Consider the following 21676-nt stretch of genomic DNA (forward strand, 5'->3'; position numbering starts at 1 on the left):
GATTTATGCGCTCAGCCTATCATAGTCACGCACGTGGGCTGAGAATATTCGCTCAGCCCACGCCACGAGAATTGGATCGCGTGGCAATGCCCGTTTACGTCTTGGTTCAGGAGTAATATGTGCGACCGCACTGGCTAATTAATACCGTTCTAAGCCTGGTTTTTATTGTGCTGTTGGGGGGCGTGGCCACCCAGGCTCAAGCGCAATCAATTTCGCTGCCCGGTTTAGGCGGTGATGAGTCTGAACAGCAAACCGACGTTAACAGCGAGGAATTCCAGGGGTCACTTGACGACGTTATCTCGATGCTCGATGACGAAGAGCGACGCAACGAATTACTGGATTCACTACGTGAGCTACAAGCCACGTCAGAAGAGGCGAGCGAAGATGAGGGCATCGTTCGCCAGGGTTTGCTGGGTGCATTGGCTGACACGCTGACCGATATTGGCGAGCAAGCCCAAGCGGGCGGCTCGCCAATCGAGGAGTGGTCGCGGCAGCTGGTGCATGGTGGTGAGGAACTGAAAGCCGTGGTCAGCAGCGCCGATCAAGGGGAGTCCATTCGTGCGGTGGCCGAAGGGGCGGTGCTCGCCTTGATATGGGTGGCGTTGCTGGTAGCGATGATTGGTGCTGGCCGGGTGATTGCCAATCGCCGTGAGTGGCCGCTTGATTTGCCGCGCGATCCTAAAGGCTGGCTGATGGTCGTGCACTTCTTTCGGCGGATACTGCCCTGGATACTGGCATTTGCCATTACCCTCGGGATCGGCCAACTGATGCCTTACAGCCCAGGCCGTACCATGGTGCTGGTGGTCGCCTATATTTGCGTTTGTGGTCGGCTACTGTCGGTGGTGTTTGAAACCGTGGTGGCGTTCTTTAGCCGCGGGCATCGGTTTACTGCCGTTCAGTTGCTACACCAGCAGGCGCTGCGTGGTCTATTCGTGATTGGCGCGCTGATTGCCCTGGGCGACGCGGTAAATTCAAGCCGTATCGTCGAGATGCTAGGCGAAGAGCTTTCCAGTCTTGTCTCAGTACTCGCTAACATGATGGCCGCGCTACTGTCGGCGCGCTTCGTCTTCAAGTTCAAAAGGCCGGTGCGCCACCTGATTCGTAACCGCCCTTACAAGCAACGCCGCGATGCCAGTGCAGCCGTGGAAATGATCCGCAGCCTTGGCGGGTTGTGGCATATCCCCGCGTTGCTGCTAGTGGGCGGTTCGCTGTTGGCAATCTTTATTACCGTGGGCGACGTGGGTACCGCGCTGGCACGCTCAATTATTTCTGCCAGCCTGCTGGTGTTAACGTTGGTGATTACCGGTCTGCTGCGTCGTCAGGCCGAGCGTTTGGGTAAGCGTCGGCATCGCCGCCGGCAAAGTCAGTACCGTAAACGGCTGGAGCGCTTTGGGTTTGTGCTGGCGCATATTTGTGCGTGGGTGGTATTCGCTGAGCTGTCGATGCAGGTGTGGGGCAGTTCAATGTTCGGTTTAGGCCAACGCGGCCTGGCCGGCGCGAAAATCGGCCCAGCCTTGGTGAGCCTGGGTGGGACGGTGCTACTGTCGTGGCTGGTATGGATTTTTGCCGATACCGCAATTCAGCGGGCGCTTGTTTCGTCGACGCGCTCCCGTGGGCGGCGGGTTAATCAGGCCCGCGCGCAAACCATTACGCCGATGATTCGCAATGTCATTTTCGTGACCATTCTGATTATTGCGTTCATCGCCGCGCTCGCCAACTTAGGCGTGAACGTAACGCCACTGCTGGCGGGTGCCGGTGTTATCGGTCTGGCGATTGGTTTTGGGGCGCAAACGCTGGTGCAGGATTTGATAACGGGGATATTTATTCTGATCGAAGACTCCCTCGCAGTGGACGATTTCGTCGAAATCAACAGCCACACGGGCACGGTCGAAGGCCTAACCCTGCGCACCGTCAGGCTGCGCGACCTCGATGGCATCGTACATATCATCACCTTCAGCCGCATCGAGTCGATCCACAATATGTCTCGCCAGTTTGGTATTGCGCTGATGCGGATCCGCATTCCCCACGATATGAAAGTGGATGATGCCATTCATCTGATGCAGGAAACCGCCCAGGAACTGCGCAAAGACCCGATGATGCGCCATTACATTTGGTCGCCGCTGGAGATGCAGGGAATCGACAGTTTCGACGACGGCGGTGCCATTCTGCGCATGCGCTTCCGCACGGCACCGGAAATGCAGTGGGACGTGGCGCGCGCCTTTAATCTGATGCTGAAACAGCGCATGGAAATTGACGGTGTTGACCTTGGCTTGCCCCGCTTGAGTGTCAGCATGGAAGGTCAGATAGGTGGCTCCCTGACGCCGGACGGCAGCGTGGACATGAACCTGGAAGGCGACGGCGAAGCAGCCGAGAACAGCCCGTCAACTGATGAGGCCAGCGGTGCCGAGGAGACACCAGAGGGAAGAGAGAGGCCAACACCGCCAAAACCCGCGCCGCTTCCGACCCAGGCCGAAATCAAAAAGGATGAACGTCAGCGCACAGCGAACAAACAAGACGCTCGTTTATCCGGCGGCAAGCCCCATGCAGAGGGCAAAACCCATTATGATGCCGATACCGGCCCCGGTCGCGAACATGGCGACGAGTAGCCAGGGGCCTCGCCAGCGCCGCCAGCGGTTATACAGAGAGACCGCGTTGCTGACGCGGTCGACCAGCTCATCATGACGCGAAATGGCTTGATCGGGTGGCAATGAAAAATCATTGGCAACATCGCCTTGCCAGTGCGCCCCATGGGTTAAGCCTAAGCGTGCGCGCAGGCAGCCAATATCGCTGAGCGTATGGTGTAGCGTGTCGTAGGCATCGCGGTGCTCGTTGACTGCGAGCACACTCTCCGCATCCTGGCGCAGAGCGCTGTTTTGGCAGCGCATCACGGCGTTGTGGATGTCGTGCTCGCTGGCCTGTGATGAAAGCGATAGGCGTTGATACAAATCGCGCATATGGGTGTTTTTATTCCGTCGGTCGCCGCTGCGTCGGTTTAGTAGGTTTGCATCAGGTAATCATACGCGTTTTTGATGCGCTGAAAACGGGCGGATGCCAGCGCCACTTGATGATCGCTCTCGGTAAAGAAGCGATCTGGATGGTGCAACTGTGCCATGCGCCGGTAAGCAAGCCGCACGTCGCCCCGGCTGGCGCCCGGCGGCAGCCCAAGTACGGCAAGGGCGCGCGTCGTACGGTCGGGAGGTGGTGCGGTGCGCTGCCACTGGCGGCGTTCCCCTCGAGCGCCTTCGTGGCGAGTCCTTTCCTGTCGCGCTTTTTCCCGCTGGGCCTGCTCGCGTCGATACTGTTCATCTTGCTTTCGCTGGCGGTCACGCTCTTGGCGAGTATGCTCTTGGCGCGCATGGGCCTCTTCTTGTTGGCGCTGTTTTTCCTGCTGTTTACGTTGTTTTTTCTGCTCGCGCTGTTGGGCTTGTCGATGCGCCTGCTGTTCCGCTGCCTCGCGCGCCTGCTTCTCGGCGGCGGCATCGCGTGCCTTTTGGCTAAAATAGTCTGGGTTGTGCTGTTGCCAGTAGGTATGACGGCTGGGATCCTCCGGGGATCCCATCTGGCGGCCGGTTAATTCGTAAAACAGAGTGCTCAGCGTGGTAGGCGACACGTTGAGCAAATCAGCCAAAAAACGCAGGATATAATGGTTAGCTAACGACAATTCGCCATCGTCGGTGGCCACGGCGATCGACTGATGCAAGATGCTTAGGCTACGCTCCTGGGAGCATTCTTTGCGTAGAATTTCGGCGGCTAACTGGATCGCCTGAAGATCCTGGCTATGGGCAATGCCCATGACCGGGCCTAACTCATGCCCATGACGAAACTGTGCTGTGACCTGGGCCAAGCGACGCCGCCGCTGGCCTTCCGACACATGCTGGCGGTGCACAAGCACCCAGGCCAGCAATAACAGTGTTGCCGTATCCACTTGGCTGCGGCTTTTTAACAGCACGAGCTCAAAGGGTGAAAAACGGGCCATGGACATTCCCAAGCTCCCAATACGAATAGGTAAACAGCGGGCAATAGTGGCGTTAGGCGCCCATTAAGGCAAGTCCTCCCCATACCCGATGCCGTACCATGTTATCGCATCGTCAGATCCAGGGAAGTAGGAGATTAGTTAGTTGATCAATGTTGAGCGTAAAAATAGCTATCAGCTGCGTATTTCGCGTCGTTTAAAGGAGGAGACCTCTCACACGCTGGATGTCTATCTGTTCGTGCCGGGTGAACTGGGCCTGTCCACCCAACTGATTTCAGAAGAGGCGTTTTATCACTCGGCTATCCAGGTGTCGCGAACCTATTACAGCGACCAACATCACCTGCCGTTGGTACATAGCCGCCTGGCCACTCGCAACCAGATGGGCAGCGACTCCTATCGACTGAGTTTGAGCCTTTACGCATACCAATACGTAGGCGCAATGGAGCGCACCACCCAGACCATGCTGGAAAGCGCGCGAGACATCCGCCGTGGTCAGGACAAGCAGCAGGCCGATCAAGAAAGTATCAATAGTCTGTGCGAGCAGCTTCAAGAGATGAGCGACTTAAGCGAGGGCATCTTGAAGCGCCTGCGCCGCCACCCACCCGAGGACGAGCGACTGTATAAATATTTTGCCAATATCGATAATTATCTGTCGTGGTTTACCGAGCAGCAGCTATTGGCCTTGGTGGCCCATATGCCCAGGGGCGGAGAATTTACCCCGATTCGTCGCCGTTTTGTGGCGATTTGCCAGCGCGAAGCCGAGTACCGCTACGAACAGGATTACAATGCCGTACGGGTCATGGATGACCCCACCCGCATGTCGAATAAGATGCGCTTATTGCGCCGTTTAATCGAGTACCCCATTACCCTGAAACAGCGTTCCCAGGAACTGGGCGGCGGTGAGCAGAAAGCTGTCAAAGCCCTGGCCACCGCCGTGGTCATGGGTTTTGTATCGTTTGGCGTGCTGCGCCTCCGCGATACGCTGGGCGATATTACCGCGCTGTTTGTGATTGCCATGGCGGTGCTTTATGCGATGCGCGAGGTATTCAAAGATGATCTACGCAACACGCTTTGGCGCTGGCTTCGACGTGGGCGTCCCAAGTGGCGGCGGCAATACGTCGACCCCAACCGCAATGTGGCGGTCGGTCACCAGCTCGAGTGGTTCGACTATAAACGCTATGCCGCATTGGACACTGAAATTCAGCAGCTTCGCCGCCGTACGGTCGCTCAGCGTGAAGAGGTAGTGCTGCATTATCGTTCCCAGTCGCGCATGTCGCCGACGCGATTTTTGAGCGGCTATGAGCACACCCAGGAGGGTTTGACGCTGGACATTTCCATGCTGACGCGTCTGATGAGCAAGGGAAAGCATGCCATCTACCGGCTCAAGGAAGGTCAGGCCGTGCGCGAGACCGTCGAACGCCGTCACCTGTTCAACCTGGTGATCCGTGAAACCGGCAGCGAAGACCAGCCTTATCTTGCCCGCTGGAAGGTAGTGGTCAGTCGCTCAGGGATTGTTTCGGTGGAAAAAGTCGAGGAAAGCGATACCGAATAGGTGCAGACGTAAACTGCGCTAGATCAAGTATTGCGTCATCCCATTCAAGCCAGCATAGGCAAATGTCCACGAGGGAACTAGGCTTAAAGATAGGCAATGCACCCTGCATTGGCGACGACATCGCAAGGTTCGTCGCAAGGAGAAGAATGATGCAAGCAATCGATATTATGACACCCAAAGTCGTCAGCGTGTCTCCCGACACGGAGGTGCGTGATATAGCGCAACTGCTACTTAGGCACCGAATTAGTGGCGTCCCAGTAGTGGATGGTCAGGATCGCGTGGTGGGCATGGTCAGCGAGGGTGATCTGATGCGCCGACTGAAAAACGACAGCGGTGAGGACCACGGCGGATGGCTATCGCTGTTCAGCGCCGGTAAGAATGCCGGCGAGTATGTGAAGTCGCATGGGCGCAAAGCTCAAGAAATCATGACCCCTGATCCGCTGACCGTTGAGGAAAATACACCGTTACATAGCATTGCGCGATTGCTGGAAAAGCACCATATCAAACGCGTGCCTGTGCTGCGTGATGGCAAGCTGGTGGGCATCGTCAGCCGCGCTAATTTACTGCAAGGCATTGCCAATGCGGCGGTGGGGGCCACTCAGTCGCCTACCGACGATCGGGCAATTCGAGAAGCTATTCTCAATGAAGTCGAGCATAGCACTGACGTGCGGACCGAAAACATCAGCATCATCGTGGACGGCGGTGCCGTGGAAGTGTGGGGACTGGTGGACTCTCTGGAGCAGAAGCAGGCCGTCAGTGTAGCGGCGGAAAATGTGCCGGGGGTGACGCAAGTCGAAAACAACCTGGGTATGATGCCCCGCGGCGTGGGCTTTATGTAACTGCTTCGCCCGTGTCCGCGTATTGTCGGACCGCCTGTTGGGTTGGGTAAAAAGGCACGCCAAAGCCCGCTAACGCTAATAGCGGGCTTTATTAGTTCTAGCCTACCGCCTTGATGGCGTTTTCCAGGCTATCGACACTGCGTTGGGTGTGGTGAAGCTTATCGAGGCCAAACAGGCCAATGCGGAAGGTCTGGAAGTTGTCGCCCTCATCGCACATCAGCGGTACGCCGCCTGCCACTTGCACACCTGCCTGGGCAAGTTTGCCGACCAGGCCGGCGTCGTTGGTGAAGCACACCACCACGCCAGGCGCCTCAAAGCCCTCGGCGGCAACGCTTACAAACCCGTGGCGTTTCAGCATGGCGCGGACTTCCTGGCCGATCGCCTGCTGCTCGGTTTTGACCTTGGCAAACCCATACTCGCGGGTTTCCTGCATGATGTCGCGAAGCTTGCGCAGCGCATCGGTGGGCATGGTCGCGTGATAGGCGTGGCCGCCGTTTTCGTAGGCCTGCATAATGCTGTGCCACTTGCCCAAATCGCAGGCAAAGCTGTTGCTTTGCGTCTCGGAAAGACGCTCAGTGGCACGTTCTGAAAGCATCACCATGGCGCAGCAGGGCGAGCCGCTCCAACCTTTCTGAGGCGCGCTGACCACCACGTCCACACCTAAATCCTGCATATCCACCCACAGCGTACCCGCGGCAATCGCGTCGAGAACAAACAAGCCGCCTACGTCGCGGGTCGCCTGGGCAACTGTGCGAAGGTAGTCGTCGGGCAGCAACAGCCCGGCTGAGGTTTCCACCTGCGGGGCAAACACCACGGCGGGCTTTTCCTCACGAATGCGCTTGGCGATCTCGTCGGCGGGTACCGGCGCAAAGGGTGACTGAGGATCATCGGCGTTAAAGCGACGCGCTTTCAATACGCTGTGCTGGTCAGTCAGGCGGCCCATCTCGATAATCTGCGTCCAGCGGTAGCTGAACCAGCCGTTACGAATCACCAGGGTTTTCTGGTCGACGGCAAACTGGCGGGCGACCGCTTCCATGCCGAAGGTGCCGCTCCCCGGTACGATCACCGCCGCATGGGCGTTGTACACCTCTTTCAGCGTGGCGGAAATATCGCGCATTACGCCCTGGAACTGTTGCGACATATGGTTTAGCGAGCGGTCGGTATAGACCACCGAATATTCCAGCAAGCCGTCGGGATCGACGTTGGGCAGTAGGCCAGCCATGGCGTTCTCCAAAGAAGTGGTGTGCTCTTGACGGCACACTCTGCGTCAACAAAAGCGTGAGCTTAAGAGTACGAGTAATAAACGCACAAAACCAGCCCGTGGGCTGGTCTGTGGTGGGGTACCTGACGGCTTAGCGCGGCGGCAGTTGCTCGGGGCCGAAGGCGTCGGGTAGCAGCGTTTCCATGGTGTAGGTTTTCAGCACCTCGCCTTCGCGGGAAAGCACCAGGATCTGCGTGTCGGGCGTGGCAAATTCGCGGATACGCTGGCGGCAGTCGCCGCAGGGTGTACACAGATGCTCGCCGGGGCCCATCACATAGACCTTGGCAAGCTCGCGCTGCCCGGCGGTCGCCATGGCGGAAATCGCCGACGCTTCGGCGCACAGCCCCTTGTAGTGGGCGACTTCTACGTTGGCGCCGGCGAACTGCTGGCCGTCGGGCGTCTCCATCACCGATGCCACCGGGTGTTGGGAGTAGGGCGCATAGGCATTGCCCAACGTCTTGAGTAGTGTTTCAACCAGCGCGGGGGCGACTTGGCTCATGGCGATTTCCTCGGTGTTGTCCGCTCAGGCGTGCGCGGCGTCGTCGCGCAGCACCGTATCCAGCGCAATGGTCATCATGTCGTCGAAGGTGGTCTGACGGTCGGCGCTCGACAGCGAGTCGCCTTTCAGAATATGGTCCGACACGGTGCAGATGGTCAGCGCCCGGGCGCCGAATTCCGCCGCCACGCCGTAGAGGCCTGCGGCTTCCATCTCGACGCCGACAATGCCGTAGCGCTTGAGCAGCTCGGCCATCTCGGTCTGCGGGTTGTAGAACAGATCCGCCGAGAAGATGTTGCCCACCTTGACCGGCACGTTCTGTGCGTTGGCGGCGGCTACGGCGTGCTGGGTCAGGTCAAAATCGGCAATCGCGGCGAAGTCGTGGTCGTTGAAGCGCATGCGGTTGACCTTGGAGTCGGTGCAGGCGCCCATACCGATGACCACATCGCGGACGTTGACGTCGTCGCGTACCGCGCCGCAGGAGCCCACGCGAATAACGGATTTAACGCCGTAGTCGGTGATCAGCTCCTTGGCGTAAATCGATACTGAGGGGATGCCCATGCCGTGTCCCATGACCGAAATCTCGCGGCCTTTGTAGGTGCCGGTGTAACCAAACATGCTGCGCACGTCGTTCACCTGGCGAACGTTCTCCAGGTAGGTATCGGCAATGTACTTGGCGCGCAGCGGATCGCCGGGCATCAGCACGGTATCGGCGAAATCACCTGGGGCAGCGTTAATGTGCGGGGTCGCCATGAAATGCTCCTATGTCTATTACGGGAGGTCCGAACAACCCTCCGCGGGGGCGCTGTAAACCCATCCCTGGGCGCTACTTTCGCCATCCATGGCGAAAAACCCCCGCTACGGGTTGATTCTGACCTTGCACTCTATGGTGCTGGTCGTTTGTTAGCCGCACTCAAGCAGCGTTTGGCAAAAAACTGTCGCCGTCGGCCATGGCCTCGAGCGCGAAGTAGTCGGCGAGCGTCTGTCCAATATCGGCGAAGGTGCCGCGTTCGCCCATGGGGCCAGGGGCAAAGCCTGCGCCGCGCACCATGACCGGCACGTATTCACGGGTGTGCTCGGTGCCTTCCCAACTGGGGTCACAGCCGTGGTCAGCGGTGAGCAGCAGCAGGTCGTCATCGTTTAGGGCGGCAAAAAGCTCGGGCAGGCGGGCATCGAAGTGCTCAAGCGCCGCGGCATAGCCCGGCACGTCGCGGCGGTGACCGTAAACCGAGTCAAAATCGACGAAGTTGGCCATGATCATGGTCGGGCGGTCGCTGGTTTCCTTGGCAGTACGCGCTATCTCGCCAAGCGTCGCTTCCATCAGCGCATCGTGGCCGCTGGCTTTGACCTTGTGGGTGATCCCGCAGTGGGCGTAGATATCGGCAATCTTGCCGATCGAGACCACTTCGCCTCCGGCCTCGGCAAGCTTTTGCAGCACGGTAGGCGTCGGCGGCTCAACGCTGTAGTCGCGGCGGTTGCCGGTGCGGGCGAAGCTTGCGCTGTCGTCGCCAACAAACGGGCGGGCGATTACCCGGCCAATGTTGTAGGGCTCAAGCAGTCCGCGCACGGTTTCGCACAGCTCATAAAGCCGTTCAAGGCCATAGTGCTCCTCGTGAGCGGCAATCTGGAACACGGAGTCCGCCGAGGTGTAGACGATCGGCTTGCCGGTAGCGACGTGCTCTTCCCCCAGGCGGGCGATGATCTCGGTGCCCGAGGCGTGGCAATTGCCGATTACACCGGGAAGGTTGGCCTCCTCGACAATCCTGTCGAGCAGCTCAGCCGGGAAGCTATTGGTCTTATCGAGAAAGTAGCCCCAGTCAAAGCGGACGGGGACGCCGGCAATTTCCCAGTGACCGGAAGGCGTGTCCTTGCCGCTGGAAATCTCCTTGGCGTGGGCGTAAGCGCCTTCCAGCGTGTTGGGCAGGTCAACGCCTTCGGCAACGCTGCCAGTGGCATCGCGGTGGGCGTGAAACAACCCCAGCGCGGCCATGTTGGGTAGTTTCAGCGGCCCGGAACGTTCGGCGGTATCGGCCTCACCACGCGCGCAGGCGGCGGCGATGTGGCCCAGGGTGTCGGCCCCCTGGTCACCGAATTTTTCGGCGTCCGGCGCGCTGCCGATGCCAAACGAATCGAGAACCACGACGATGGCACGGCGCATTAGGCTTCTCCTCGGAAAGTGTCTTGAAGTAGCTTGTCGGCGGTAGCGGGCTGCTCGCCCAGCGTAACCGCCGCGCGTAGCTGATCGGCGGCGCGGGCGGCAGCGTCTTCGCTTTGGGCGTGCACCATGGCGATGGGGCGCTGGCTGTCGACACGAACGCCGATTTCGGCGATGTCGCTGAAACCGACGCTATGGTCGACGCTGGCGTCGTTGCGCAGACGGCCACCGCCGAGTTCCACCACGCTCATGCCCACGGCGCGAGTGTCAATACGTTGCACGATGCCATCCTGCTCGGGATAGACCGCCTGAACCACCGACGCGGTGGCCAAATAACTATCCGAGCGCTCCATGAAGTCGGCGGGGCCGCCCAGCTCGTGCACCATGCGGGCGAAGACCTCGGCGGCCGCGCCGGAGGTAAGCGCTTTTTCAAGCTTGGCTAGCGCTTCGTCACGGCTGGCAGCCAGCTTGCCCGCCATCAGCATTTCCACCGCCAGTTCGCGGGTTACCTGCATGACGCGGCTATCGGAGCGCTCGCCGCGCAGCAGCGCCAGGGTTTCGACGATCTCGACCGCATTGCCGGCGCAGGGGGCCAGCGGCTGGCTCATGTCGGTGAGCAGTGCGGTGGTGGGAGTGCCTGCCTGGGTGGCCACGTTGGCGATGCTCTTGGCCAGTTCGCGGGATTTCTCTGGAGTGGGCATAAAAGCGCCGCTGCCGACTTTGACGTCCATCACCAGGGCGTCAAGCCCCGAGGCCAACTTTTTACCCAGAATCGAGGCGGTGATCAACGGGATGGATTCCACCGTGGCGGTCACGTCGCGCACCCCGTAGATACGCTTATCCGCGGGGGCGAGGTTGCCGGTTTGGCCGATAATCGCCACGCCGGTGGATTTCACCACATCGCCGAAGCGTTCCGGGGCGGGGTAGGGGTTGTAGCCGGGAATGGACTCGAGCTTGTCCAGCGTGCCGCCGGTGTGGCCCAGGCCGCGGCCGGAAATCATCGGCACAAAGGCACCGCAGGCCGCGACCCAGGGGCCAAGCACCAGCGATACTAGATCGCCCACGCCGCCGGTGGAGTGTTTATCGACGACCGGCCCCGGTAGGTTGAGTGAGTCCCAGTTCATCACATGGCCCGAATCGCGTGTAGCCGTGGTCAGCGCCACGACTTCTTCGCGGCTCATGCCGTTCAAGAACACCGCCATGGTGAACGCGCTAATTTGCGCATCGCTGATGCGGTCGTCGGCAATGCTTTGTACAAAGGCTTTGATTTCTTCAGCGGGCAGCGGCTGGCCGTCGCGCTTCAGGCGAATCAGTTCTTGGGGAAGCAAGGTGTGCTGGGAAGCCATTAGTAGCCTCCCTCAGTGGTGGATCGCGGGTTGCCATCCAGCGTATTGAGCAAGTTACCCAGCAAACTCGACGCGCCAAAGCGAAAGTGTTTAGCCGAGACCCACTGATTACCCATGATATTGGCCGCCAAGGCTAAATACTCGGCGGCATCTTCTGCTGTTTTGACACCACCGGCTGCTTTGAAGCCAACATCTTTACCACTGGCTTTGATCGCCTTGAGCATGATCTCGGCGGCTTCCAGCGTTGCGTTGACGGCCACCTTGCCGGTTGAGGTTTTGATAAAGTCCGCGCCGCCCTCAATGGCCAACTCGCTTGCCCGTTTAATAAGGGCGGGATCCTTGAGTTCGCCTGATTCGATGATGACTTTTAAGAGCGCCTGGCCGCCGCAGGCCGCGTGGCACATTTCCACCAGTTCGCGGCCAGTATCTTCATCACCTGCCATGAGGGCACGGTAGGGGAACACCACATCGACTTCATCCGCGCCGGAGGCAACGGCTTCACGGGTTTCTCGGGCAGCGCCCATGATGTCGTCACCGCCAAGGGGGAAGTTGGTCACGGTGGCAATTTTGACTTCACCACTAAGCTTGTGGGCGGTGAGTGCGCGACGTGCCGTCACCACAAACTGGGGGTATATGCATACCGCTGCCGGATGGCCATAGGGCGTTTTCGCCTGCTGGCAAAGCGATTCGATGGTCGCATCAGTATCGGTATCGTTAAGACTGGTTAGGTCCATTAGTGAAAGCGCCTGGCGCGCGGCAAGGGTCACGTTAATCGAAGCGGTCATGGACATCTCGCACAGTTATTATCAACGGAAAAAAACGGGCACTACCGTATATGACAGCAGCGCCCGAGATATAGCTTATTATTACGTTAAGTAGCGGCGCTGCCTAGGGCGATAAAGAAGCCTGCAATGGAGGCTGACATCAGGTTAGACAGTGTACCGGCCAATACCGCTTTGACACCAAAACGGGCGATTTCCTTGCGACGTGTCGGGGCAATGCTACCCAGGCCACCCAGCAAAATCGCAATCGACGACAAATTCGCAAAGCCACACAGGGCAAAGGAAAGAATCGCCGTGGTATGCGGCGTCATTGCCTGGCCAGTGGCCGCCACCATCTGCTCGCCCTCAATATAGGGAGCCAGGTTGATATAGGCGACAAACTCATTGACCACCAGTTTTTGGCCGATGAACGAGCCGGCTAGCGTCGCTTCTTCCCAGGGTACGCCCAGTAAAAATGCCAGCGGGGCAAACAGCCAGCCGAGAATCCACTCAAGGCTCAGCGACTCGAAGCCAACCCAGCCGCCGACGCCACCCAAAATGCCATTGATCAGCGCGATTAACGCGATAAACGCTAGTAGCATGGCGCCGACGTTAGCGGCCAGCATAAGACCAGAGGTCGCACCGGATGCAGCCGCGTCCAACACGTTGGTGGGTTTGTCTTCCTGTTCTTTAAGCTCTTCTTCCACTTTGGAGACGCTGTCGCTGTCCTGGGCATCCTGGGTTTCGGGCATAATCAGCTTAGCGAACAGCAGGCCACCGGGGGCTGCCATAAAGGAGGCGGCGACCAGATATTCCATGGGAATGCCCAGGGCGGCGTAGCCCGCGAGCACCGAGCCGGCGACGGAAGCCAGGCCGCCGCACATAACGGCAAATAGCTGAGAAGGGGTCATCCGGGCAATAAACGGACGAACCACCAAGGGCGCTTCGGTTTGACCAACGAAGATGTTAGCCGTGGCCGACAGCGACTCGGTGCGCGAGGTACCCAGTGCTTTTTGCAGCGCGCCACCCAAGATGCGGATCACCCATTGCATGATGCCGAGGTAATACAGTACCGCGATCAGCGAGGAGAAAAAGATAATGACCGGCAGAACTTTAATGGCAAACACGAAGCCGACTTCGTCAGCATTGGCCAAGTCGCCGAACAAGAACTCGATGCCGTCATCGGCAAATACCAGAATCTGGCTGACGCCCGCCGAAATGGTTTGCAGTACCGTCTGGCCAAAAGGGACGTAGAGCACAAAGGCGCCGATACCCGCTTGAATGCCAAACGCGCCGAGCACAGTACGCAAGCGGATCGACTTGCGATCGTAAGAAAAGATCAGGGCGATGGCCACCAGAGTGACCATGCCGACCAGGCTCATCAGGAGTGTCATAGGGAAATCCTTCGCATCGCGTTAGGCGGTGTTACAGCAGGTTGAGCTTCACGGTGTAAATCATCGCATTCTGATAGTTGTCAGGCGTGCCCAACTTTTCATCAGAATAGCGATACTGGACGCCGGTGGTGACCAGCTCAGTCGGGTGCCACCAGAGACTTACCGCGCCATTGGTGCCTACGCTGTTGGCTTTATCGCCCACATAGTTCTGTTCCAGGTACTCATCGTCGCGGCCAAAGGTTTGCTCATGCCAGTTGGTGACGCCAAAGTCCTGTCCGAACGCGGTAAAGTCGTAACCCGCGACCCAGCCCGCCATAAAGCCGTTTGAGCCGGTGTAGCCGTCGCTTTGTACCCGGGCGGCGCCGATAAACGGCTTGAACCACAAACCGTTGTCTAACGTCTTGCGGTAGCCCAGGCCGAGAATCTGGTCCTGTTCACGGCTGTCATAACCGTAGTCCCGGAAGTCGTAAAGATGTGCATAGATAGAGAACGGGCTGTCGCCCAGGTAAATATGTGAGGTCAGCTTGCCCGCCGTGCGAAAGTTGTCCTTACCGCCGCTAGCCTCGTCGAACTGGTCGTTGGTGGGGTTTTCAAAATCAAAAAAGCCGTAAAATTCACCCCATTCGTAGCCCAGGCCGCCTTCGATTTCGAGAAACATGAAATCGCTTTTCGCCGCATTGTCAGCGGTACGGTCTTCGGTGCCGTCAGACCAGTCGAGGTAGTTGACCGATACATTGGCGAATGACCAAATTGGGTCGAAGGTGTCCGCGTTAGCGGTAGTGGCGGTACCGGCCATTAATACGCTGGCGCAAAGCGCTGTGAGCGAAGCGCGAGATGCAATAGCAGTAGTAAAACGAGTACGAGCAGTCATGGTAGCCTCAACAGGTTTGTTAGTTGCAGTTTTGATCCGCCTCGACGACGGACGTGAGGGCTGGCGTTGACCCGAGTCAGCGGGTTTTATTGAGTTGTAATGTTAAAATTATAACATTTAGTGTTATTTTTCTAACGCCAATTTGCAACTTTTATCACTTCAACGTCTATTAAATGAAAAATTGGTAACATAAAGTTTAATGGTCGTTGATTTAATGGTAATTCCGTGAGCGCTCGCTCAGCATAGGGAAGGCCCTCAGTGAAAAGGGATAAGCTCAGCGATAACCCTAGGCCCATCCAACGTACAACAGGCCGTTACCAGGAGAAGCTGTCAATGAAAGACCGAAGCGCGTTGCGCCTGGCAACGTTGCAGGAGACGTTAGCAAACGGTGGGACTCTGCATTTGCGCGATGCGGCTGAGCTGTGCGGTGTGTCCGAAATGACGATTCGACGGGATGTGAATGCCCATCCTCACGTCATTAGCTTGTTAGGTGGCCGGCTGGTCATGGCGCATACCCCAGGCGTTACGCCGGTATACGACTTAACCGAGCAGCAGGCCAGCCATTACCAAGCAAAAAACCGCTTATGCCAACGAGCTCAACGTTTCATAGAGGATGGCGATACGCTATTTGTCGACTGCGGTTCAACGCTCATGCCACTAATGAACCAGTTGGGCAGCTATCGCGAGCTCACCGTGATCACCTATGCCCTAAACGTGGCGAACGCGGTAGCCCCTTTGCCCAACGTACGGCTGGTGCTGCTGGGTGGATTGTTTTATGCCGCGTCGCAAACGTTTGCCAGTGACAGCATGGCGGAGTCAATCGAGCGGTTGGGTATCAATAAGGCGTTTATTTCGGCCGCGGGTGTCGATGTGCAGCGTGGGGTGAGTTGTTTTCACTTCCATGAGGTGCTGCCTAAACAGGCAGCTATGGCTGCTGCCATGCAGCGTCTATTGGTCGTAGATGCAAGCAAATTTGGTGTTGTGCGCCCTGCCTATTTTGCCTCAGTGAGTGAGTTTGATGTGATAGTGACTGACGAAGAGGGCGCATCACCCTTTCTCAGTGATGGGCTCCGTGACCAAGGTCTCGGCCTGCCGACTATTACGGTGGCGTAAGCTTAGTTTTCATTAAATTAGCCAAGTTTTCTTTAAGCCGCAGGCCATTCGTGGCAAAATCCGCCGCGTTTACCTGCGGCAAATCGTCTCTTCTCTTCTGCATCATTGATGCGAGAATAGCGTCCGTCTGCGGTAATTGTGTTTGGCGATAGTCTGCCAAGCGATCCTCTCTCGCGATCAGACGTCGACGTTAAGCGGTTGCTTATCGGCTGCGTTTGCTCAAGAGACTTTGTTGGCTTGCTACCTTAGCAGCTTGTTCACAATGTTTGCCTCCCAGCCCTGACGAGGTCGTAACATGAGAAAAAACCTCTACGCCAAAGCGGCAGGTCTTCTACTGCTGCTTTCTTTATTTTTACTGCTGGGTGGTTGTAGCTCGGCGTTGATGGACCCGAAGGGTCAAATCGGCGCCGAGCAACGCACCCTGATTCTGACAGCCTTTGGCATTATGCAGATCGTCGTGCTTCCCGTTATCGGGATGACGCTGTTCTTTGCCTGGCGTTATCGCCGCGGCAATCATAATGCTGCTTACACGCCTGATTGGGCTCACAACACCTGGGTCGAAGTGGTGGTGTGGCTGATTCCGTGCGTCATCGTTCTCTTCCTTGCCGGGTTGACGTGGTATACCTCGAACAGCCTGGATCCGCACAAGTCCATTGCTGAGGAAGACGAAGAGACGTTTGAAATCCAGGCTGTAGCGATGGATTGGAAGTGGCTGTTCATCTATCCCGAGCAGGGCATTGCCACGGTCAACGAGGTGGCGTTCCCCGCGGATACGCCGATACGGTTCCGGGTGAGTTCTGCGTCAGTGATGAATTCGTTCTTCATCCCTGATCTCGGCAGTCAAATCTATGCCATGGCGGGTATGGATAATGACGTTCATCTGGTTGCTGATGAGGAAGGCACTTACCCAGGCCGTTCCACCAACTACAGCGGTTCAGGCTTCTCTGGCATGACCTTTGAAGCGCATGCGACCTCTGATGAAGGCTTCGATGAGTGGGTGGACGAAGTGAGAGAGTCCTCTGATTCGATAAGCTTCGACGATGGCTATCTCGAGTTGTTAAAGCCAAGCCGTAATCATCCGGTCGAGTACTTCTCTGAAGTATCGCCGACCCTTTATGACGACATTCTCAACACTTACCACAGCGGTGAGCCTGTTGATGTGTTGCCTAATGAGACCGGATACAAACATGCCAGTAGCGATCATCAAGAGCAGGACGGCGATATGGCGATGAACGCGGAGGCAGCGGAGTAAACTATGTTTGGAAAACTCGGTTTAGACTCGATCCCCTTTTACGATCCCATCATCGTATCGCTCATGATCATGACCGCCTTGGGCGGAGCGGTGGTGTTAGGGGGTGTTACCTACTACCGCAAGTGGGGCTATCTGTGGAGCGAGTGGGTAACCTCGGTCGATCATAAAAAGATCGGGATCATGTATTTCATCGTGGCCCTGGTGATGCTGGTCCGCGGTATTGGTGAAGCGCTGATGATGCGTGCCCAGCTGGCGATTGCCTCTGGCGGAGCAGAAGGCTTCCTGCCGCCGGAGCATTACGACCAACTGTTCACGACCCACGGCGTGATCATGATCTTCTTCGTGGCCATGCCCATGGTCATCGGTTTGATGAACTTGGTCGTGCCGCTACAGATCGGTGCCCGCGACGTTGCCTACCCGTTCCTGAACAACCTCAGCTTCTGGCTGTTTGTATCCGGTGCGATGATCGTCAACCTATCTCTGTTTATCGGCGAGTTTGGTACCACTGGCTGGTTGGCCTACGCGCCTCTCTCGGGGATTGAGTACAGTCCAGGGGTCGGGGTCGATTACTGGATATGGGCGTTGCAGATATCCGGGGTAGGGACCACGTTGACGGGTATCAACTTCTTCGTGACGATCCTGAAAATGCGTGCGCCGGGCATGAAGATGTTCCGCATGCCGATCTTTACGTGGACATCGCTGTGCGCCAACGTGCTGATCATCGCGTCGTTCCCGATTCTGACCGCGACGATTGCGCTGCTCACCCTTGATCGTTACCTGGGGATGAACTTCTTCACCAACGATCTTGGCGGCAACGTGATGATGTACGTCAACCTCATCTGGGCCTGGGGCCATCCTGAGGTGTACATCCTGATTCTGCCGGCCTTTGGGGTATTCTCTGAAGTCGTGGCGACGTACGCCCGCAAGCGATTGTTCGGTTACACCACCATGGTCTGGGCGACCGTTGCGATTACGCTGCTGTCCTTCATCGTATGGCTGCACCACTTCTTCACCATGGGGGCGGGGGCCAACGTCAATGCCTTCTTCGGCATCATGACGATGATCATTGCCATTCCCACGGGTGTGAAGGTATTTAACTGGCTGTTCACCATGTACCGCGGCAGCATCGAGCTGTCTGTGCCCATGCTGTGGCTCATCGGTTTCATCATCGTCTTTACCATCGGTGGTATGACCGGTGTGATGCTGTCGGTGCCAGCCGCTAACTTTGTGCTGCATAACAGCCTGTTCGTTATTGCCCACTTCCATAACGTCATCATCGGCGGCGTGGTCTTCGGCATGATGGCGGGAATGTACTACTGGTTCCCGAAGGCGTTTGGCTTCAAGCTCGACGAAAAGTGGGGCAAGCGCAGCTTCTGGTGCTGGTTGATCGGCTTTCTCATGGCCTTTATGCCGCTCTATGTGCTCAGCTTCGATGGGGCCGTGCGTCGCATGTCGTCTTACGAAGCCACTGAATGGCAGCCGTTGATGATCGTCGCCTTTATCGGAGCATGTATCATCATGCTGGGTATCTTATCGACACTGATCATGGTGGCGGTCAGCATCAAGAATCGTCATAGCATGAAGTATGCCGACATGAGCGGTGACCCGTGGGATGGCCGTACCCTGGAGTGGGCAACCTCTTCGCCTGCGCCTTTCTATAACTTCGCGCATCTGCCGAAAATCAGCGGTATCGATGATTTCTGGCGCCAGAAGCAGGAAGGTCGTGAAGCAATTGGTACTGGGCCTTACCAGGACATCCATATGCCGCGGAATACCATTGCGGGACCGGTGATCAGTCTGTTTTCGATGATCTTTGGCTTTGCCCTGGTATGGCACATCTGGTGGTTGGCGATTGTCGGTGGTATCGGCATGTTCGTCGCCTTCATCGCCCGTGTCGCCAATGACGATATCGATTACTACGTGCCGGCGGCTGAAGTCGAGCGTATTGAGACTGAGCATAAGCAACGCCTCGAAGAGTATCGGGAGTGGGTCAAGCAGCATCCCGAAGAAGCGTCTCATCTACAGGTTCGGATGCAGGGGTAACCATGGCGAGCGAAGCAGTAAGTAACCACGACGATCACGCGCATCCAGTGACGCATGATCACCACGATACCGGCAGCATCAAGGTGTTCGGTTTCTGGGTTTACCTGATGAGCGATTTGGTGATCTTCGGAACACTATTCGCAACTTTTGCCGTGCTCCTTCGGGGCACGGCCGGTGGACCCGACGGCTCCGAGATCTTTGATTTACCGCTGATTTTAGCCGGTACATTTGCACTGTTGATCAGTAGTTTTACCTACGGGATGGCGGTGCTGGCAATGACCGCCGAGAAGGTTGACCAAGTCAAGAAATGGCTGTGGATCACCTTCGTGCTGGGGGCGGCCTTTATCGCCATGGAGATTTATGAGTTCCAGCACCTCATTCATCTCGGCTACGGGCCTGATCGCAGCGCCTTTTTATCTGCCTTCTTTACACTGGTTGGCACCCACGGTCTCCACGTGACCTTCGGGCTGATCTGGATCCTGGTGGTACTTTATCAATTGCGCACCAAGGGTCTGAACGACATGACACGTCCGCGTATCCTATGCTTAAGCTTGTTCTGGCACTTCTTGGATATTGTTTGGATTTGTGTGTTTTCATTCGTCTACCTGATGGGGGTTCTGTAATATGGATGATTCACCCACTTCACACGGCAGCGTAAAGTCGTATGTGACAGGCCTCATTCTGTCCATCGTGCTCACTATTATCCCCTTCTCGGTGGTAATGAGTGGTGCGTTGAGCATGAATGCCACCGTTTGGACGATTGTTATAACCGCCATAGCCCAGATTCTGGTGCAGCTTGTGATGTTCATGCACATGGACACTAAGCAAGAGGAAGGTTGGAACTTCATGTCCTTCGTCTTCACCCTGATTATTCTCGGCCTGGTTGTTGGAGGTTCGTTGTGGATCATGCATCACCTGCACCTCAATCTGCACATCGGGTAACGTTTATGGCAAAGATGGGCGATTATTTCGCCCTCACCAAACCGGGTATCATTGGTGGTAATACCATTTCAGTCATGGGCGGCTATTTTTTAGCCGCCCGCGGCGATTTTGATTTGCTGCTGTTTTTGAGCGCGGTGGTGGGCTTGGCGCTGGTGATTGCGTCAGGCTGTGCCTTTAATAACGTGATTGATCGGGACATTGATGCGGTGATGAGCCGCACGCGTACGCGGGCTCTGGTCCAGGGTCGTATCACACCGTTTGCGGCATTGTGCTTTGCGACGCTGCTGGGCATTGCCGGCTTCGCCGTGTTGGCGCTAGGTACCAATGGGTTGACGGTTGCTCTGGCAGGCTTTGGTTACGCTATTTATGTAGGGGCCTATAGCCTCTATATGAAGCGTCATTCTGAGTTTGGCACTTTGGTGGGCAGCCTTTCTGGTGCAGTACCGCCAGTGGTGGGTTATTGCGCCGTGACTAACCAGCTGGACGCCGGGGCCTTAACGCTACTGTTGATTTTCTGTCTTTGGCAAATGCCGCATTCTTATGCGATTGCTATTTTCCGGATGGAAGATTACCGCGCTGCTTCAATTCCGGTCTTGCCGGTGGTACGCGGTATTGCGTCAGCACGTCGCTATATTCTTGGCTACATAATTGCGTTTATTGCCGCATCATTGGCGTTGGTACTGGCCGGCTATGCTGGCGTTGGCTACCTGATCGTAGCATTGGTGATGGGTAGCTACTGGCTTTATCAGGCCGTACAGGGCTATCACGGTAGCGATGAAGTCCGTTGGGCTAAGCGCGTGTTTGGCGTTTCAATCCTGGCGATCACGGTGTTGAGCGTTGCCATGTCACTGGATGCCAGCCTGCTGTCGTTACCACCGTTGTTAGACCGTTGGTTATGAATTTCGTCAGAAATTAGGCAGGAGTGCAATGCTCCTGTCTATACTGTCTGTAAGCCCGATGTGGGTTTGATCGACTATCCCGTCGGTTAGAATAATAAGGACAGTAGGAGACGTACCCATGCTGACACACGTCTGGGGTCTGATGGCCCATCCTCAACGCGAATGGAAACAGATGCACGACGAGCATGAAACGGTGTTTCACCTCTATGCTCACCATGTATTGATTCTCAGCGCTGTCCCCGTTGTCTGCTCTTTTATCGGCACTACCCAGTTCGGCTGGGGACTTGGCGGTGAGCGGACCATTCAGCTTAACCTGCTGGATGCATTTTATGCGGGTATCGTGTTTTATCTGGTCATTCTGGCGGCCGTGTTGTTCATGGGTAACGTTATCCATTGGATGGCCCAACGCTTTGTAGACCCCCCCAATCGTCGGCGCTGCGTAAAATTTGCAGGTTATGTCGCAACCCCCATGCTACTTAGCGGTATTGTCGCCCTCTATCCCATTGTATGGCTGTGCCTGCTAGCCGGGGTGATAGGGCTGTGCTGGTCGGGTTATCTGCTCTACGTCGGAATTCCGAACTTTCTGGATATTTCTGATGAGCAAGGGTTTATCGTTTCCAGTGCCACCCTGGCGATCGGCGTGCTGGTGCTTGAGATGTTGCTGGCCGCGACGGTGCTGCTCTGGGGTTACGGCGAGCAGATTATTCTCGGTATCCTGTCCTAGCCGACCATCGGTAACGTCCTGCCCGTTAAAACCGCTACCTCGCTATGCTGCGAGG

Annotated in this window: 21 protein-coding genes; 10 read left to right on the top strand and 11 right to left on the bottom strand. The window is 56.9% G+C overall.

Annotated elements, in window-relative coordinates:
• The first annotated feature begins 119 nt into the window (after positions 1-119).
• On the top strand, positions 120-2606 hold the full coding sequence (locus GA0071314_RS05140; protein WP_074395650.1) for a mechanosensitive ion channel family protein: 2487 nt from the start codon (positions 120-122) through the stop codon (positions 2604-2606).
• Here GA0071314_RS05140 and GA0071314_RS05145 read toward each other — a convergent pair.
• Both GA0071314_RS05145 and GA0071314_RS05150 read right to left on the bottom strand, forming a co-directional pair.
• The gene (locus GA0071314_RS05145; protein WP_074395651.1) at positions 2523-2954 is read right to left on the bottom strand and encodes a hypothetical protein; all 432 of its coding nucleotides are present in this window, start codon (positions 2952-2954) and stop codon (positions 2523-2525) included. The genes GA0071314_RS05140 and GA0071314_RS05145 overlap by 84 nt on opposite strands.
• A gap of 38 nt (positions 2955-2992) precedes the next feature.
• A complete protein-coding gene (locus GA0071314_RS05150; RefSeq protein WP_074395652.1) occupies positions 2993-3982 on the bottom strand; it encodes a J domain-containing protein in 990 nt (329 codons plus the stop codon).
• Between the two features lie 136 nt (positions 3983-4118).
• Between GA0071314_RS05150 and GA0071314_RS05155 the strand changes: the two genes are divergently transcribed.
• The gene (locus GA0071314_RS05155) at positions 4119-5525 is read left to right on the top strand and encodes a hypothetical protein (RefSeq protein WP_074395653.1); all 1407 of its coding nucleotides are present in this window, start codon (positions 4119-4121) and stop codon (positions 5523-5525) included.
• A 149-nt stretch (positions 5526-5674) separates the two neighbouring features.
• Positions 5675-6364: a CBS domain-containing protein gene (locus tag GA0071314_RS05160; protein WP_074395654.1), complete on the top strand. Its 690-nt coding sequence runs from the start codon at positions 5675-5677 to the stop codon at positions 6362-6364.
• Positions 6365-6461: 97 nt separating this feature from the next.
• On the opposite strand, the gene GA0071314_RS05165 is transcribed toward GA0071314_RS05160, so the two are convergent.
• From GA0071314_RS05165 to GA0071314_RS05200, 8 genes are all read right to left on the bottom strand, one after another.
• On the bottom strand, positions 6462-7586 hold the full coding sequence (locus GA0071314_RS05165) for an aminotransferase class V-fold PLP-dependent enzyme (RefSeq protein WP_074395655.1): 1125 nt from the start codon (positions 7584-7586) through the stop codon (positions 6462-6464).
• Positions 7587-7716: 130 nt separating this feature from the next.
• The gene (gene cdd, locus GA0071314_RS05170) at positions 7717-8124 is read right to left on the bottom strand and encodes a cytidine deaminase (protein WP_074395656.1); all 408 of its coding nucleotides are present in this window, start codon (positions 8122-8124) and stop codon (positions 7717-7719) included.
• A gap of 24 nt (positions 8125-8148) precedes the next feature.
• Positions 8149-8874, bottom strand: a complete 726-nt coding sequence (gene deoD / locus GA0071314_RS05175; RefSeq protein WP_074395657.1) for a purine-nucleoside phosphorylase — start codon at positions 8872-8874, stop codon at positions 8149-8151.
• 160 nt (positions 8875-9034) lie between these two features.
• Entirely contained in the window at positions 9035-10279 is a 1245-nt protein-coding gene (locus GA0071314_RS05180) for a phosphopentomutase (protein WP_074395658.1), read from the bottom strand.
• Positions 10279-11622: a thymidine phosphorylase gene (gene deoA, locus GA0071314_RS05185; protein WP_074395659.1), complete on the bottom strand. Its 1344-nt coding sequence runs from the start codon at positions 11620-11622 to the stop codon at positions 10279-10281. The genes GA0071314_RS05180 and deoA overlap by 1 nt, the downstream gene beginning before the upstream one ends.
• The gene (gene deoC, locus GA0071314_RS05190; protein ID WP_074395660.1) at positions 11622-12413 is read right to left on the bottom strand and encodes a deoxyribose-phosphate aldolase; all 792 of its coding nucleotides are present in this window, start codon (positions 12411-12413) and stop codon (positions 11622-11624) included. Before deoC ends, deoA begins: the two co-directional genes overlap by 1 nt.
• An 80-nt stretch (positions 12414-12493) precedes the next feature.
• Positions 12494-13777: a NupC/NupG family nucleoside CNT transporter gene (locus GA0071314_RS05195; RefSeq protein ID WP_074395661.1), complete on the bottom strand. Its 1284-nt coding sequence runs from the start codon at positions 13775-13777 to the stop codon at positions 12494-12496.
• Between the two features lie 31 nt (positions 13778-13808).
• A complete protein-coding gene (locus GA0071314_RS05200; RefSeq protein ID WP_082934204.1) occupies positions 13809-14648 on the bottom strand; it encodes an outer membrane protein OmpK in 840 nt (279 codons plus the stop codon).
• 333 nt (positions 14649-14981) lie between these two features.
• Here GA0071314_RS05200 and GA0071314_RS05205 point away from each other — a divergent pair, with 333 nt between their 5' ends.
• Entirely contained in the window at positions 14982-15761 is a 780-nt protein-coding gene (locus tag GA0071314_RS05205; RefSeq protein ID WP_074395662.1) for a DeoR family transcriptional regulator, read from the top strand.
• On the opposite strand, the gene GA0071314_RS19475 is transcribed toward GA0071314_RS05205, so the two are convergent.
• Positions 15748-15921 (bottom strand): hypothetical protein, encoded by a 174-nt coding sequence (locus GA0071314_RS19475; protein ID WP_156524096.1) that lies wholly within the window; start codon positions 15919-15921, stop codon positions 15748-15750. The genes GA0071314_RS05205 and GA0071314_RS19475 overlap by 14 nt on opposite strands.
• Before the next feature lie 135 nt (positions 15922-16056).
• Between GA0071314_RS19475 and cyoA the strand changes: the two genes are divergently transcribed.
• The 6 genes from cyoA (at position 16057) to GA0071314_RS05235 (ending at position 21621) form a co-directional block, all read left to right on the top strand.
• Entirely contained in the window at positions 16057-17013 is a 957-nt protein-coding gene (gene cyoA, locus GA0071314_RS05210; protein WP_074395663.1) for a ubiquinol oxidase subunit II, read from the top strand.
• A gap of 3 nt (positions 17014-17016) precedes the next feature.
• Positions 17017-19056, top strand: coding sequence for a cytochrome o ubiquinol oxidase subunit I (cyoB, locus tag GA0071314_RS05215; protein WP_074395664.1), 2040 nt, complete (start codon positions 17017-17019; stop codon positions 19054-19056).
• Between the two features lie 2 nt (positions 19057-19058).
• Positions 19059-19679, top strand: coding sequence for a cytochrome o ubiquinol oxidase subunit III (gene cyoC / locus GA0071314_RS05220; protein ID WP_074395665.1), 621 nt, complete (start codon positions 19059-19061; stop codon positions 19677-19679).
• Between the two features lies 1 nt (position 19680).
• Positions 19681-19998, top strand: coding sequence for a cytochrome o ubiquinol oxidase subunit IV (gene cyoD, locus GA0071314_RS05225; RefSeq protein ID WP_074395666.1), 318 nt, complete (start codon positions 19681-19683; stop codon positions 19996-19998).
• Positions 19999-20003: 5 nt separating this feature from the next.
• Complete coding sequence (cyoE, locus tag GA0071314_RS05230) at positions 20004-20897, top strand: heme o synthase (protein ID WP_082934205.1); 894 nt, start codon at positions 20004-20006, stop codon at positions 20895-20897.
• 118 nt (positions 20898-21015) lie between these two features.
• Positions 21016-21621 (top strand): Yip1 family protein, encoded by a 606-nt coding sequence (locus tag GA0071314_RS05235; RefSeq protein WP_074395668.1) that lies wholly within the window; start codon positions 21016-21018, stop codon positions 21619-21621.
• Positions 21622-21676 lie beyond the last annotated feature (55 nt).

This window comes from Halomonas sp. HL-93 (assembly GCF_900086985.1).
In the GTDB taxonomy this organism is placed as follows: Bacteria; Pseudomonadota; Gammaproteobacteria; order Pseudomonadales; family Halomonadaceae; genus Vreelandella.